The sequence below is a fragment of the Luteibacter aegosomatis genome (assembly GCF_023078455.1).
Taxonomy (GTDB): domain Bacteria; phylum Pseudomonadota; class Gammaproteobacteria; order Xanthomonadales; family Rhodanobacteraceae; genus Luteibacter; species Luteibacter aegosomatis.
Genome location: NZ_CP095740.1, coordinates 1,080,030 through 1,093,976 on the forward strand (window position 1 = coordinate 1,080,030; position 13,947 = coordinate 1,093,976).

A 13,947-nucleotide genomic window follows, 5' to 3' on the forward strand; every position below is an offset into this window, starting at 1 on the left:
TTCTTCGGCAAGTCGCCTGTTCAGGCCTCCGCCACCGAGGGCAGCTTCACGCGCACGCGCAGACCGCCCCCGGGGCCCGTTTCCAGCGTGATGTCGCCGCCGTGTCCACGTACCGCGGAACGGACGGCGGACAGGCCGAGGCCGACGCCGCCCGTCTGCCGGTTGCGCGAGCCTTCGATGCGATAGAACGGGCGGAACACGGCTTCGCGCAGTGCGTCGGGAATGCCCGGGCCGTCGTCGTCGACCAGGACCTCGACCCACGCGTCGTCCGGCCGAAGCCGCACGTGCGCGCGGCCGCCGTACTTGATGGCGTTGTCCACCAGGTTGGCGACCGCGCGGCGAAGCGTGAGCGGACGCCCGACGTAGGTGACGCTGCCGGGCGTATCGAACGCCACGTCATGCCCGGCGTCGCGGAAGTCGTCCAGTACCGTTTCGATCAGCTCGGAAAGCATGAACCGGGTGGTCGGCTCCTGTTCGCTGTCGTCGCGGAAGAACTCGAGCGAGGCGTCGACCATGGCCTGCATCTCGTCGACGTCGCGGAACAGCTTGCGCTGCTGTTCCTCGTCCTCGATGAATTCGCCGCGCAGGCGCATGCGCGTGAGCGGCGCGCGCAGGTCGTGCGATATCGCCGCCAGCATCGTCGTGCGGTCGGCCACGTAGCGTTGCACGCGTGCCTGCATCTCGTTGAACGCCTGGGCGGCGACGCGGATTTCCAGCGGCCCGGTGGCTTGCATCGGCGGCGCGTTCACGTCAGCGCCGAATCGCTGGGCCTGGCGGGCGAAGCGTTCGAGGGGGCGTGCGAGGCGCCGGCTGGCGAGCGCGGCGACCAGCAGGGCGCAGACCACCGCAAAGCCCACCGTCAGCAGGGTGCGTGCCGTGGGGCTCAGTCCCCAGCTCCGCTGGGGCGCGACGAAACGCACCCAGGAGCCGTCGGACAGGGAAATCGCGAGGCCATAGGCGGTTTCCGGCCGGCCGTGCAGGTCGGGATCGCCGGGCTCATAGGCGACGACGCGCGCGGAGGGACGGCCCAGCAGCGAACGGATCTTCGCGCGCCCCTGGTGGAACTCGGAGGCGTCGATGGCGATGGGCAGGGACTCGTCGTCCGGAAACCAGGTGACCGCATAGCGATCGTTGCTCACCGACGCCGCGAGACCGGCTCGTGCGTCGCGTGGCGCGCCGTCGAGGATCCGCGCGACCGCGGCCACCTCGTCGACCAGCCCGATATCCTGCAGGCCCGGTTTCGCCCACACGCCCGCGAAAGCGGAAAAGGCGGCGTTCATCGCCGCGGCGATGATGACGGCGACGACGATGTTGATCGCGAACCAGCGACCGATGGTGTCGGAGGTCCAGCGCCGCGGGCGCATCACGCGCGCTCGACGGTGGCGTTGAACATGTAGCCCACGTTGCGCACCGTGCGGATGATTTCCGGATCGGCCGGATCTTCTTCGATCTTCCGGCGCAGGCGGCTCACCTGCACGTCGATGCTGCGATCGAACGCTTCGTGGCGCGGCCCGCGCGCCATGTCGATGAGCTGCTCGCGGGTGAGCACGCGTCGCGGGTGCTGGGCGAAGGCCACGAGCAGTTCGAACTCCGCGCCCGACAGCGGGGTAAGCGTGTGGTCGGAGGAGCGCAACTCGCGTCGCACGATGTCCAGGCGCCAGCCGCTGAAGCGCAGCATGGGCGACGGCCCCGCGCTTGCCGTCATCGCGGACGACTCGCTGCGTCGAAGCACCGCGCGTACCCTGGCGAGCAGTTCCCGCGCGTCGAAAGGCTTGGTGACGTAGTCGTCGGCGCCCAGTTCGAGGCCGACGATGCGGTCGGTGGATTCGACGACGCCGGTGACCATGATGATCGCGGTGCCCCCGGCGGCATGCAGCCGCTTGCAGAGGCTGAAGCCGTCTTCGTCGGGCAGCATGACGTCGAGGATGACGAGGTCGTAGCGACCCCGCGCCAGGCGTGCGTCCATCTCCGCGCCGGAGGCGGCTGTGTCGGCGTCGAAACCGCTGCGCTGGAAGAATCGCTGGAGGAGCGAGCGGATCTCGTCGTCGTCGTCCACGATGAGGAGGCGTTGCATGGTGTCCTGCACGGGCTGCGTGGCGCCCTTTATAGCCCGTCGCGCGACGGCGATGTCATTTGTTTCCGGCCTGAAACATTGTGGCCGGCCGGAAGCGAAGTGGAAAAACGCCGGACGCAAGCGCCCGCGAACCTCGGCGCTACTCCTTCCGCCACGAGCGCCCCATGCCCGCCTCCTTCCGCTCCCCGTCGTTCCATGCGTCCTCGGCCGCATGCCTCTGCGCCGTCGCGCTGCTCGCCTTGTCGGGCTGCTCGCAGGGCGTGAAGAAAGATTCCGGCACGGCCACCGCGACGGCACCCCACGACGAGCCCATCAACCGCAAGGTGTTCGCCTTCAACAAGGCCCTGGACAAGGTCATCCTGCGCCCGGTCGCACGAGGCTACTCCCACCTGCCCAGGCCGGTGCGCAACGGCGTGCGCAACTTCGCGCAGAACCTGCGCGAGCCGGTGGTGTTCGCCAACGACCTGCTCCAGGCCAACGGGCTGCGTTCGCTCACCACCGCCGGGCGTTTCATCGTCAACAGCACGGTCGGCGTCGCCGGCCTGTTCGACGTCGCGGGCAAGTGGGGCATGCCGCACCACGATGCCGACCTGGGCCAGACCTTCGGCGTGTGGGGCATGGGCCCCGGACATACCGTCGAGCTGCCCGTGTTCGGATCGTCGAACGTGCGCGATTCGGTGGGCCGCATCCTGACCCTGTCGTTCTACCGGCTGGGCGACAATTCCGACACGGTCTCGACGCTCCAGACGGCGGGCACCGTGGGCGCCGTGGTCGACGGGCGCGCCCGGGCCCTGCCGTACACCGACCGCCTCGCGCAGTCGCCGGATTACTACGCGGCCCTGCGCGACGACGCGGCGGCCCGACGCCGGGCGCTCGTCGAGGACGGCCGGCGTGGCGAGGTGCGTGGCGAGGCCTCGTCGGCCGAGGGGAGGGCGGCGACCGGCCTTCCCGTGAATCCCTGAGGAGTCGCGCGATGTCCATCCGCCTGCTGTGCGATACCGCCCGTGTCCTCGCCGAAGCCCGCCATGTCGAACCCGACCGGGCGCGGCGTCGCGCCTGGTTCACCGACGACCCCATCGCGGAACTCGGCCACCGCACGGCCGAGGACGTGGTGGAAGCGGGCGAGACCCGCCGCCTCATCGCCATGATCCAGGCCATTCGCGCCCACGAGCGCGGCAGGTGACCTGACGCCGCAGGCCTGCCGCGTTGCAAAATCGGCCTCGAAACAGTACCATTTTGGTCCTGTATCCCCGAGTTTCCCCTTTCCCCGATGCTCCGAGTCAGCCGACTGACCGACTACGCGACCGTGGTGATGACCTGCATCGCCGCGCACCCCGCCGAGGTCCTCAGCACCGCCCAGATCGCCGACGAGGCGAGGCTGGAGCTGCCGACCGTGTCCAAGCTGCTGAAGATGCTGGGACACGCGGGGCTGGTGGAATCCTTTCGCGGGGTCAACGGCGGCTATCGCCTCGCCCGTGCGGCGGAGGCGATCAGTCTCGCCGACATCGTCGAGGCGATGGAGGGGCCGATCGGCCTCACCGAGTGCAGCCTGGCCCAGGGCCAGTGCGAACGGCTGTCCGCCTGCGGGGTCAGCGGCAGCTGGCGCACCGTCTCGGGCGCCATCGACGGCGTGCTGCGCGCCATGACCCTGGCACAGATGCTGGCCGGCCGCCCGATGGCGCCGATCCGGAGCGCGACCGACACCGCGCAGGCAAACGCATGAACGAGAGCGAGAACATGACACGCGACGTGGCAGACCCGGTGCGCGACAACGCCGAAGTGGTGGAGGCGCTCAATCGCCGCTATGAAGCCGGCTTCGTCACCGACATCGAATCCACCAGCCTCCCGCCCGGCCTCAACGAGGACATCGTCCGCCAGTTGTCGGCCATCAAGGGCGAGCCGGAATGGATGACCGAATGGCGACTGGCGGCCTATCGTCACTGGCTGACCATGCCCGAGCCGGACTGGGCCAAGCTCGACATCGCGCCCATCGACTACCAGTCGGTGAGCTACTACTCCGCGCCGAAGGCCGGTCCCAAGTCGCTCGACGAGGTCGACCCGAAGCTGCTCGAAACCTACGAGAAGCTCGGCGTGCCGCTGCACGAGCGCGCGAAGCTCGCCGGCGTGGCGGTGGATGCCGTGTTCGACTCCGTGTCGGTCGGCACCACCTTCCGCAAGGAGCTGGCCGAGGCGGGCGTCATCTTCTGCTCGATGTCCGAGGCCATCCGCGAATACCCCGACCTGGTGCGCCAGTACCTGGGCAGCGTGGTGCCGCCGGGCGACAACTACTTCGCGGCGCTGAATTCGGCCGTGTTTTCCGACGGCAGCTTCGTGTTCATCCCCAAGGGCGTGCGTTGCCCGATGGAGCTGTCCACCTACTTCCGCATCAACGCGATCAACACGGGGCAGTTCGAGCGCACGCTGCTCGTGGCCGAGGACGACGCCTACGTGTCGTACCTGGAAGGTTGCACGGCGCCGATGCGCGACGAAAACCAGCTTCACGCCGCCGTGGTGGAACTGGTCGCGCTCGAGCGGGCGCAGATCAAGTATTCCACGGTGCAGAACTGGTACCCCGGCGACGAGAACGGCGTCGGCGGCATCTACAATTTCGTGACCAAGCGCGGCGACTGCCGCGGCGCCGATTCGAAGATCAGCTGGACGCAGGTGGAAACCGGCTCCGCCATCACCTGGAAATACCCCAGCTGCGTGCTGCGCGGCGACCGCTCGGTGGGCGAGTTCTACTCCGTGGCGCTCACGCACCATCGCCAGCAGGCCGACACCGGCACCAAGATGATCCACATCGGCAAGGGCACCAAGTCGAAGATCGTCGCCAAGGGCATCAGCGCCGGGCGCAGCTCCAACAGCTATCGCGGCCTGGTGAAGATCGAGAAGGGCGCCGACGGCGCGCGCAACTACACGCAGTGCGATTCGCTGCTCATCGGCAAGCAATGCGGCGCGCATACCTTCCCGTACATGGAAGTGAAGAACCCCGGCGCCATCGTCGAGCACGAGGCCACCACCTCGAAGATCTCCGACGACCAGCTGTTCTACTGCCTCTCGCGCGGTATCGGCGAGGAAGATGCCGTGTCGATGATCGTCGACGGCTTCTGCAAGCAGGTGTTCCGCGAGCTGCCGATGGAGTTCGCCGTGGAGGCCAAGAAGCTGCTCGAGGTCTCCCTCGAAGGCGCGGTCGGCTGATGGGCATCGTCGGCTCCGCCCCGGGGCTCACCGATCTTCGCGCCTTGCTGGCCGCGCTCGATCCGGTGATCGACCCGGTGCCCAAGCGCTTCCTGCACGCCTCGCACGAGAAGGCGCGCGAGCGGGTGGCCGAGGCGTTGATGCTGTTCCGCGAAGCCGAAGGCACCACGCTCATCGTCGACGCCTCCGAAGACGAGGCCGACCGCATGCTCTGGGCCTGCATCACGTTGCGCGTGCAGTCCAGCCTCACCGCGGTCGGCCTGATGGCCGCCGTTTCCGCCGCGCTCGCCAAACGCGGCATTCCCTGCAACCCCGTTTCCGCGTTCCTGCACGATCACGTCTTCGTGCCCTGGGACCGCCGCGACGATGCGCTCGACGCGCTCTCGCACCTCACGCCCTGATGGACAGCACCGCCATGCACATGCTCAAGATCGACAACCTCCACGCCCGCGTCGAAGGCAAGGAGATCCTCAAAGGCCTTTCGCTCGCCGTGAAGCCGGGCGAGGTGCACGCCATCATGGGGCCGAACGGCGCGGGCAAGTCCACGCTCGGCAACGTGCTCTCCGGGCGCGACGGCTACGAGGTCACCGAAGGCAGCGTCACCTTCGACGGCCGCGACCTGCTGGCGCTGGAGCCGGAAGAGCGCGCCGCCGTCGGCGTGTTCCTGGCCTTCCAGTATCCGGTGGAAATCCCGGGCGTGAACAACACCTACTTCCTGCGTGCCGCGCTCAACGCGCAGCGCAGGTTCCGTGGCGAAGACGAACTCGACTCCATGCGCTTCCTGAAGCTCGTGCGCGAGAAGCTCAAGGTGATGCAGATTTCCGACGAGCTGCTGCATCGCGCGGTCAACGAAGGTTTCTCCGGCGGCGAAAAGAAGCGCAACGAGATCTTCCAGATGGCGGTGCTCGAGCCGAAGCTGGCGATCCTCGACGAGACCGATTCCGGCCTCGACATCGACGCGCTCAAGCAGGTGGCCGAGGGCGTGAACGCGCTGCGTTCGCCGGAGCGTTCGTTCCTCGTGGTCACCCATTACCAGCGCCTGCTCGACTACATCGAGCCGGACTTCGTGCACGTGCTGGCCGGCGGCCGCATCGTGGAGAGCGGCGACAAGAACCTCGCGCTCAAGCTCGAGGCCGAGGGCTACGCCTGGCTCGCCGATACCCATCCCGAACTGCGCAAGGCCGACCTCACCGGAGTGCCGGCATGACCACCGCGCCGTCCCCGTTCGTGCGGGCGGCGCTGGATGCCGCCGCCACCGTGCCGGCCAGCGGCATCGCCTGGCTCGACGCCGCGCGCCGCGACCACCTCGATGCCTTCGCCGCGACGGGATTGCCCGAAGGCCGTAACGAGGCCTGGAAGTACACGCCGCTCCGTGCGCTGTCGCAGCGCGCATTCGCGCTGGCCGATGTCGATGCCGCCAAGGCGGCGACGGTCGACGCCGCGACCTTCGTGCTTCCCGGCGTGGACGGTGCGCGCGCCGTCTTCGTCGACGGCGTGTTCCGTGCCGATCTCTCGTCGATGGCGGCCGGGCAGGGCGTCGAGCTGCTGCCGCTCGCCGCGGCGCTCGACGAGCAGCCCGAACCGCTGCGTTTCGTACTCGCCAACCGTTACCTGCGTGGCGCGGCCGACGCGTTCGCGCATCTCAATGCCGCGCTCTCCCGCGACGGCCTCGTGCTTCGCCTGGCCGACGGCGTGACGCTGGATACGCCGTTGCACGTGGTGCACGTCTCCAGCGGCAGCCAGCCCGACAGCGCGTGGCACGTGCGCGTGCTGGTGGAAGTGGGCAAGGGAGCGCGTGCCGATCTGGTGGAGCATTACGTCTCCCTGGGCGAGGCGCCGCAGCTCGGCACCGTGGCCGCCGACTATGTCGTGCGCGAGGGCGCGTCGCTGGGCATCGTCGTGTTGCAGGATGCGCCTGCGACCACGACCCTCGTGCGTCGCGGCCACGTGCGCCTGGATGCGAACGCCACGGCCACGCTGCATGCGCTCGAACTGGGTGGCGCGCTCGTCCGTCACGAATTCACCGCCGAACTGCTCGGCGACGGTGCGCGCTTCGATTCGCGCGGCGTTTTCGCGCTGGCCGGTCGCCAGCACGTGGATACCCAGCTGGAAGTGCATCACAAGGCACGCGGCACGGCGTCCGAAGCGCTCTGGCGCGGCATCGCCGACGGCCGTTCGCGCGGCGTGTTTCGCGGGGCCATCGTGGTGGCCGAGGGCGCCGACGGCACGGATGCCTCGCTCAGCAACAAGAACCTGTTGCTGTCGCCGCTGGCCGAGATCGACACCAAACCGGAGCTGGAAATCTACGCCGACGAGGTGAAGGCCGCCCATGGCGCCACCATCGGCCAGCTCGACGAACGCTCGCTGTTCTACATGCGTTCGCGCGGCATTCCCCTCGTGCAGGCACGCAGCCTGCTGACGCTGGCGTTCTGTCGCGCGGCGTTGGAATCGCTGCCGAACGGCGCCCTGCGCGACCACCTGGGTGAATTGCTGGTCGCGCACCTGCCGACCGCCGCCGCCACCGAATGAGTCCGGAGCCCGTCATGAACGCCAAGCCCGACCCGGCCATCCTGCCGCTGGACGTCGAGCGCATCCGCGCCGACTTCCCGCTGCTGTCGCGCACCGTGCACGGCAAGCCGCTGATCTATTTCGACAACGCCAACACGGGGCAGAAGCCCGCGTCGGTGATCGAGGCGGTGGATCGTCACTATCGCCAGCACAACGCCAATGTCGCGCGCGCGGTGCATCTGCTCGGCGAAGAGGCCACCGGCGCCTACGAGGGCGCGCGCGACGCGATCGCACGCTTCATCAACGCGCCGTCGCGCGACGAGGTGATCCTCACCTCGGGCACCACGCAGTCGATCAACCTCGTGGCCTACAGTTACGCCTTGCCGCGCCTGAAGCCTGGCGATGCGATCGTCACCACGGTGATGGAGCACCACGCCAACATCGTGCCTTGGCAACTCGTGGCCGAACGCACCGGTGCCACCGTGAAGGCGGCGCCGATCGACGCCAACGGCGAGCTGATCCTCGAGGAATACGTCAAGCTGCTCACGCCGGACGTGAAGCTGGCCTGCGTGACGCACGTGTCCAACGTGCTCGGCACGGTGAATCCCGTGCGCGAGATCGCCCGCGAGTGCCGCAAGCGCGGCATCCCGCTGCTCGTGGACGGTTCGCAGGCCGCGCCGCACCGTCCCATCGACGTGCAGGCGCTGGGATGCGATTTCTACGCGATAACCGGCCACAAGATGCTGGCGCCGACGGGCACCGGCGCGCTGTGGGCGAAGCGCGAACACCTGATGGCGATGCCGCCGTTCTTCGGCGGCGGGGAAATGATCCGCGAGGTGCGTTTCGAAGGCACGGTGTTCGCCGATCCGCCGCACCGTTTCGAGGCGGGCACGCCGAACATCGCCGGGTTCGCCGGGGTGTCGGCGGCCATCGACTACCTGGGCGGCATCGGTTTCGATCGCCTCAAGGCCTACGAGCAGGATCTGCTGGCCTATGCCACCGCAGCGCTGGAAAGCGTGCCGGACGTGCGCATCTTCGGCCGGGCGAAGGAGAAGGAGCCGGTCATCTCGTTCCTGATCGAGGGCGCCCATGCCAACGACATGGCGACCCTGCTCGATCTGCAGGGCGTGGCCGTGCGTTCGGGCCACCATTGCGCGCATCCGTTGATGCAGTTCTTCGGCGTGCCGGCCACGTTGCGCGCCTCGCTGGCGTTCTACAACACCCGGGCCGAGGTGGACGGGTTCGTCGAGGCGATCGGGCGGGTACGCAAGCTGTTGCTCTGAGGCGCCTCCATCGCGGACAGGGTCCGCTCCCACCCTCCGGTAGCAAGCTCACCTACCGAAGGGTGGGAGCGGACCCTGTCCGCGATTAGCCTACAATCCGGCCATGGACCCCACGCATACCTTTCGCCAGGCCACCGCCGCCGAGGCCCCACTCATCGCCGCCCTGGTCGAATCGGCCTATCGCGGCGACGCCAGTCGCGTCGGCTGGACCACCGAAGCCGACTTCCTCCACGGCCGTCGCACCGACGTCGACGAGATCGAAACCCTGCTGGCCGGAGAAAACGGCCGCTTCGTGCTGTTCGAACGAGACGGCACGGTCCTCGCTTCCTGCTATATCGAACGCCGCGAGCGCACGTGCTACTTCGGCATGTTCTCGGTGCACCCGCCCGCCCAGGGCACGGGTATCGGCCGCCTCGTGATCGAGGAAGTCGAGCGCATCGCCCGCGAGGAATGGGGCTGCGACCAGGTGGAGATGACCGTGATCGACATCCGTGTCGAACTCATCGCATGGTACGAACGGCGCGGTTACCGTCGCACCGGCCGCCACGGCCCGTTCCCCTACGGCGACGAGCGCTTCGGCATACCCCAGCGCGACGACCTGCGCTTCGAATACCTGGTGAAGGATCTCCCATGAGCGGCTGGATACGCGTCGGCACGCGCAGCGAACTCCTCCCGGGCGAATACCGCGTGGTCTGGGACGGCGACACGGCCATCGCCGTGTACAACATCGACGGCGACCTCTATGCCATCGAAGACGTCTGCACCCACGACGGCGGCGAGCTGGCCGGTGGCCCGGTCACCGGGCACGAAGTGGAATGCGTGCGCCACGGCGCGCGCTTCGACCTGCGCACGGGTGAGGTCACCTGTCCTCCCGCCTACGAGCCGGTGACGGTCTTCCCGGTGAAGGAAGAGGACGGTGCGATCTGGACGCGCGACGACCGCTGATCCGTTAGCCCTCACCAAAAGAGGGTGGCGTGCGTGGGCACGCCGACCGTAAGCTTCCCCGTCAGCGCGACCTGTTCCACGGGGAATCCATGCCACCGATCGATCGTCGGCGCGTCGTACCCGCGTTCGCGCTCCTGTTCGTTCTCTACCAGGGCGCCGAGGGCATCGGCGGCCGCCTGCTGGGCCAATTCTGGATCCAGGCCGCCTTCATGGTGGCCATGCTCGCCGTCGCCTGGCCGGTGGGTCGCTGGCTGGGGTTTCGCGGCTACGACGCCTATGCGCTGGAATGGCGCAAGGCGGCGCCCGCCTGGCTCGCCGGAGGCCTCGTGCTGGCCCTGCTCACGAAGTACGTGGCGGTCTGCGTCGGCCTGGCCCTGAACGTCTACTCGGCCCGAGCCCATGCGGTCATGCCCGGCCCGGTGTCGTTCCTGACCTCGATTCCGTGGGCCTTGCTGGTCACCTTCGTGCCGTCCGTGGCGGAAGACCTCCTCACGCGCGGCTTCCTCTGGCGGGCGATACGTGTGCGTTGGGCGGGCGCGTGGACGTTCGTGCTGGCATCGACCGTGCTCTACGTGCTCAACCATGTCTACCGGCTGGGGCAGGGGCCGGCGGAGTGGGCGATGCTGTTCTGCTTCGGCGTCGCCTACGCGACGGCGGTCGCGCGCACCGGTTCGCTATGGGCGGCCATCGGACTGCACTGGGGCTGGAACCTCGCCAACGTGCTGATGGCGGACATCCTGCCTTATGACACGGTGTCGCCCATGTGTTCGGCGCTGCTGTCGGGTGGCGCGCACCTGATGATGCTGGGGTTGATGTTCGCGGTGCCGGTGTCATACGAACTCGATGAGACGGAAGCCGATCCGGCGTGATCGCGAAAACCGGTTTCGAGGCGCTGGGCGAGCCACACGGCCGATTCGCGCCTAGAAGTGATACACGAACGCCAACGTCTCGGTCACCTGCCGCGTCGATCCGAACCCGCGCACCAGCGGGCTATCGGCCGCGCCGCCGATCAGCTTTCCGTACGTCACGGCCAGCGCGAAGCCCGTGTGCTGCGAGGTGGGAATGAAGGCGTCGTATTCGATGTCGGCCGATTGCCGTCCGGCGCCGGGGTGCCACGTGCGCGTGCCGAGCGTGGCCGCCTCGTCGGCATCGAGGCCGAAGAACCGCCGCATGGCCGGACCGTTCATGCCCTCCACCTGCAACTCGATCGAATGCTGGATGTACCAGACGTCCGGTAGCTGGTAATCGGCATAGAGCGCGACGTACGCGCCCGCGCCGCCGGTGTCGTGGGCCACGTGGGTGCCTACGCTGAAGCGCTTGTCGAAGGCGTATTCGAGATAGCCGCCGCCGACGAAGCGCGGCGACAGCGCGGCGATCTTGCCGCCGAGCGGACCGAGGTCGCCATGCGTGCGGCCCCAGAGCCAATTGCCGTAGATGCCACCGTGCCAGTGTTCGCCGGCCAGGAGATCCACCGTCAGGCCGTCGGCGGTGGACAGCTCGCCCACGCCGGGCAGGTCGATGTCCACGTAGGGAATGGCCTGGTTGCGCCGGTCTTTCGAGCCCGGCCACGCCGGCATGCGCTGCACGCCGGCGCCGAAGGCGTAGGTGGGGGCGTCGTCTTCCGCATGGGCGGCGGCGCAGGCAAGGAACGACAAGGCGAATGCGAGGAGCAGGGCGCGCATGCGAGGTACCGAGGGTACGGCCAGGCCGCGCAGGATGCCATAAAAAAGCTGAGCTGACGCTTTCGTCACGCGGAAAGGGATCGGAAAGAATGCCCGCGTAGCCTCCGCGTCACTCTAGGTCAATTCCCCTACGAACGTGCCGAGCACTCTTTCCTGGAACATCCTGTGCGACTTCGACGGCACCATCGCCGTGGAAGACGTCATCGACTCGCTGCTCGACCGTTTCGGCCGTCCCGGCTGGGACGTCCTCGAGCGCGACTGGCGGGCCGGCATCATCGGCTCGGCGGTGTGCATGCAGGGCCAGGTGGCCCTGCTGGACATGAGCCCGTCCGAACTCGAGGCGCACCTGGGCCGCCTGCACATCGACCACGGCTTCGCCGCGTTCGTGAAGGCCACCAGGGAACTGGGCATCCCGATGGAGATCGTCAGCGACGGCCTGGACCACGCCATCCACGCGATCCTCGCCAACCACGGCATCGATGGCCTGCCCACCGTGGCCAACCACCTCCTGCATGCCGGCGACCATCGCTGGAGCCTCACCTCGCCCTACAGCGCCCGCGGATGCCGTAGCGGTACCTGCAAATGCGCACGCGTGAACAGGGCCAAGGCCCGCGGCGGCAAGACGCTGCTGATCGGCGATGGCGCATCGGACTTCTGCGCCGCCGACCACGTCGATTTCGTGTTCGCCAAGAACCGCCTCATCGAACACTGCCGCGCCGCCGGCATCCCCTACGCGCCCATCGCCAGCTTCGACGAGGCGCTCGAACTGCTTCCCGCCCTGCTCGACGGCCGGCTGCCGCCGCACGCCGTCATGCCCCACACCGCGCCGAGTGCCCAGGATCTGCCCGCATGAATCTGATCTCCCGCCACCCCGACCTCGTGATCGACGACGCGAGCCTGCTCGCCGACGAAGCCAAGTACTGCTCCTTCGGCGACACGGTGCACTACGTCGACCCGCCCAAGATCTTCCGCCACGCCGAAGGCAGCTACATCTACGACAGCGAGAACATCCCGTTCCTCGACCTGCAGATGTGGTATTCCGCCGTGAACTTCGGCTACGGCAATCCGCGCCTCAACGACCGTCTCAAGGCGCAGATCGACCTGCTGCCGCAGGTGGCCAGCCAGTATCTGCACCAGGGCAAGATCGAACTGGCGAAGACCATCGCCGTCGACGCGAAGAAGAAGTTCGGCCTGGACGGCCGTTGCCACTTCAACGTGGGCGGTGCGCAGGCGGTGGAAGACTCGCTCAAGCTCGTGCGCAACGCGCGTGGCGGCAAGAGCCTGATGTTCGCCTTCGAGGGCGGTTACCACGGCCGTACGCTCGGTGCGTCGTCGATCACCTCCAGCTACCGTTATCGCCGTCGCTTCGGCCACTTCGGCGAGCGTGCGCAGTTCATCCCGTTCCCGTACCCGTTCCGCCGTCCCAAGGGCATGTCGCCGGAGGAATACTCCGACGCCTGCGTGCGCCAGTTCGAGCGCCTGTTCGAAACCGAATACAACGGCGTGTGGGATCCGAAGGTGGGCGAGGCCGAATACGCCGCGTTCTACGTCGAGCCGATCCAGGGTACGGGCGGCTACGTCATTCCGCCCAAGAACTTTTTCATCGACCTCAAGAAGGTGCTCGACAAGTACGGCATCCTGATGGTCGTCGACGAAATCCAGATGGGTTTCTGGCGCACCGGCAAGCTGTGGTCGATCGAACATTTCGGCGTCACGCCCGACGTGCTCGTGTTCGGCAAGGCGCTCACCAACGGCCTCAATCCGCTGTCGGGCATCTGGGCGCGCGAGGAGCTGATCAACCCCACGGTGTTCCCGCCGGGCTCCACCCATTCGACGTTCAACTCCAACCCGCTGGGCACCGCCCTGGGCCTGGAAGTAATCCAGATGGGCTATGAACTCGACTACGAAACCAAGGTGGCCGAGAAGGGCAAGCACTTCCTCGAAGGCCTGCGCGACCTGCAGAAGCGCCACAAGGAGATCGGCGACGTCGATGGCCTCGGCCTCGCCCTGCGTGCCGAAATCTGCACGGACGACGGTTTCACGCCGAACAAGGCGCTGCTCGACCGCATGGTCGACATCGGCCTGGCCGGCGGTCTCACCCACGAAGGCAAGAAGATCGGTCTCGTGCTCGACGTGGGCGGCTGGTACAAGAACGTGATCACGTTCGCGCCGTCGCTCGACATCAGCCACGAGGAAATCGACCTCGCCATCGCGCTGCTCGACCAGGCACTCACGCTGGCCAAGCGCGGCTGACCCG

The 13,947-nt window shown here is 67.9% G+C and carries 16 protein-coding genes; 13 read left to right on the forward strand and 3 right to left on the reverse strand.

Annotated elements, in window-relative coordinates; all coding sequences use genetic code 11:
* Positions 1 to 20: 20 nt before the first annotated feature.
* On the reverse strand, positions 21 to 1,364 hold the full coding sequence (locus tag L2Y94_RS04820) for a sensor histidine kinase (RefSeq protein ID WP_247375129.1): 1,344 nt from the start codon (positions 1,362 to 1,364) through the stop codon (positions 21 to 23).
* Positions 1,364 to 2,074, reverse strand: a complete 711-nt coding sequence (locus L2Y94_RS04825; protein ID WP_247373443.1) for a response regulator — start codon at positions 2,072 to 2,074, stop codon at positions 1,364 to 1,366. Before L2Y94_RS04825 ends, L2Y94_RS04820 begins: the two co-directional genes overlap by 1 nt.
* Before the next feature lie 164 nt (positions 2,075 to 2,238).
* Between L2Y94_RS04825 and L2Y94_RS04830 the strand changes: the two genes are divergently transcribed.
* From L2Y94_RS04830 to L2Y94_RS04880, 11 genes are all read left to right on the forward strand, one after another.
* Positions 2,239 to 3,036, forward strand: a complete 798-nt coding sequence (locus L2Y94_RS04830) for an MlaA family lipoprotein (RefSeq protein ID WP_247373444.1) — start codon at positions 2,239 to 2,241, stop codon at positions 3,034 to 3,036.
* Positions 3,037 to 3,047: 11 nt separating this feature from the next.
* The gene (locus L2Y94_RS04835) at positions 3,048 to 3,257 is read left to right on the forward strand and encodes a hypothetical protein (RefSeq protein WP_247373445.1); all 210 of its coding nucleotides are present in this window, start codon (positions 3,048 to 3,050) and stop codon (positions 3,255 to 3,257) included.
* An 87-nt stretch (positions 3,258 to 3,344) separates the two neighbouring features.
* Complete coding sequence (locus tag L2Y94_RS04840) at positions 3,345 to 3,797, forward strand: SUF system Fe-S cluster assembly regulator (protein WP_247373446.1); 453 nt, start codon at positions 3,345 to 3,347, stop codon at positions 3,795 to 3,797.
* A gap of 14 nt (positions 3,798 to 3,811) precedes the next feature.
* Entirely contained in the window at positions 3,812 to 5,272 is a 1,461-nt protein-coding gene (sufB, locus tag L2Y94_RS04845) for a Fe-S cluster assembly protein SufB (RefSeq protein ID WP_247375132.1), read from the forward strand.
* Positions 5,272 to 5,673, forward strand: a complete 402-nt coding sequence (locus L2Y94_RS04850; RefSeq protein ID WP_144914411.1) for an ACT domain-containing protein — start codon at positions 5,272 to 5,274, stop codon at positions 5,671 to 5,673. Before sufB ends, L2Y94_RS04850 begins: the two co-directional genes overlap by 1 nt.
* Positions 5,674 to 5,693: 20 nt before the next feature.
* On the forward strand, positions 5,694 to 6,479 hold the full coding sequence (sufC, locus tag L2Y94_RS04855) for a Fe-S cluster assembly ATPase SufC (protein WP_247375134.1): 786 nt from the start codon (positions 5,694 to 5,696) through the stop codon (positions 6,477 to 6,479).
* Positions 6,476 to 7,801 carry a Fe-S cluster assembly protein SufD gene (gene sufD, locus L2Y94_RS04860; protein ID WP_247373448.1) on the forward strand — a complete coding sequence of 442 codons (1,326 nt, stop codon included), beginning with the start codon at positions 6,476 to 6,478 and terminating at the stop codon, positions 7,799 to 7,801. Before sufC ends, sufD begins: the two co-directional genes overlap by 4 nt.
* Before the next feature lie 14 nt (positions 7,802 to 7,815).
* A complete protein-coding gene (locus L2Y94_RS04865; protein ID WP_247373450.1) occupies positions 7,816 to 9,063 on the forward strand; it encodes an aminotransferase class V-fold PLP-dependent enzyme in 1,248 nt (415 codons plus the stop codon).
* Between the two features lie 103 nt (positions 9,064 to 9,166).
* Complete coding sequence (locus tag L2Y94_RS04870; RefSeq protein WP_247373451.1) at positions 9,167 to 9,697, forward strand: GNAT family N-acetyltransferase; 531 nt, start codon at positions 9,167 to 9,169, stop codon at positions 9,695 to 9,697.
* A complete protein-coding gene (locus L2Y94_RS04875) occupies positions 9,694 to 10,008 on the forward strand; it encodes a non-heme iron oxygenase ferredoxin subunit (RefSeq protein ID WP_247373453.1) in 315 nt (104 codons plus the stop codon). Before L2Y94_RS04870 ends, L2Y94_RS04875 begins: the two co-directional genes overlap by 4 nt.
* Positions 10,009 to 10,097: 89 nt before the next feature.
* A complete protein-coding gene (locus L2Y94_RS04880; RefSeq protein ID WP_247373455.1) occupies positions 10,098 to 10,877 on the forward strand; it encodes a CPBP family intramembrane glutamic endopeptidase in 780 nt (259 codons plus the stop codon).
* Between the two features lie 51 nt (positions 10,878 to 10,928).
* On the opposite strand, the gene L2Y94_RS04885 is transcribed toward L2Y94_RS04880, so the two are convergent.
* Complete coding sequence (locus tag L2Y94_RS04885) at positions 10,929 to 11,690, reverse strand: MipA/OmpV family protein (protein WP_247373457.1); 762 nt, start codon at positions 11,688 to 11,690, stop codon at positions 10,929 to 10,931.
* Between the two features lie 136 nt (positions 11,691 to 11,826).
* Between L2Y94_RS04885 and L2Y94_RS04890 the strand changes: the two genes are divergently transcribed.
* Both L2Y94_RS04890 and L2Y94_RS04895 read left to right on the forward strand, forming a co-directional pair.
* Positions 11,827 to 12,543: an MtnX-like HAD-IB family phosphatase gene (locus L2Y94_RS04890; RefSeq protein WP_247373459.1), complete on the forward strand. Its 717-nt coding sequence runs from the start codon at positions 11,827 to 11,829 to the stop codon at positions 12,541 to 12,543.
* On the forward strand, positions 12,540 to 13,943 hold the full coding sequence (locus L2Y94_RS04895; protein ID WP_247373461.1) for an aspartate aminotransferase family protein: 1,404 nt from the start codon (positions 12,540 to 12,542) through the stop codon (positions 13,941 to 13,943). The genes L2Y94_RS04890 and L2Y94_RS04895 overlap by 4 nt, the downstream gene beginning before the upstream one ends.
* The last annotated feature ends 4 nt before the right edge of the window (positions 13,944 to 13,947 follow it).